General features: G+C 40.8%; 1 protein-coding gene. It reads right to left on the bottom strand.

Going from position 1 to position 512, the window contains the following annotated elements:
• Window positions 1-390 (bottom strand): IS5 family transposase (locus tag RR876_RS17400; protein WP_332637228.1); only part of this gene is annotated, 390 nt, incomplete at its 3' end.
• Window positions 391-512: the final 122 nt, after the last annotated feature.

The raw sequence follows: 512 nt of genomic DNA on the forward strand, positions 1-512 counted from the left end.
CTCACCTAGAAACTTCATGCCTGTAGAGTCCATGAGTAGATGCAGCCCATCGCTACTTTTTTGGTAACTGATTGCAATATCAATATGCTTTTGTCTTCTACAAAGCGTGGTGTAATCTGGAGCTATCCAATTTAATCCGCAAAGTTTAATCAGACTTTGCACAAAGCCAGTGACCATACGTAAAGACAGACGGAATAAGGATTTAATCATTAAGCAGCATTGGATGGCTGCGTCGGAGTAGGTTTGATTTCGCCCTTGTTTGCCTTTTGATGGCGCATACCATTGCGTAGCAGGATCAAACCAAATGGCAATATTTCCGCGACTCATGAGTGCTCGGTTATATGCGGGCCAATTGGTTGTGCGGTAGATTTTGTGTGTAGGCTTCTTCATTTGAAAATTATATCGCTGAAAAACCCTTTACAGATAGGTTTGTGCAACAAAGCCGCACAAAACTAGAATATGAAGAACAACATTTTAAATCAGGCCAACAAGATTCATTACTGAACGAAAAA

It is taken from the genome of Acinetobacter sp. (genome assembly GCF_036666595.1).
GTDB lineage: Bacteria > Pseudomonadota > Gammaproteobacteria > Pseudomonadales > Moraxellaceae > Acinetobacter.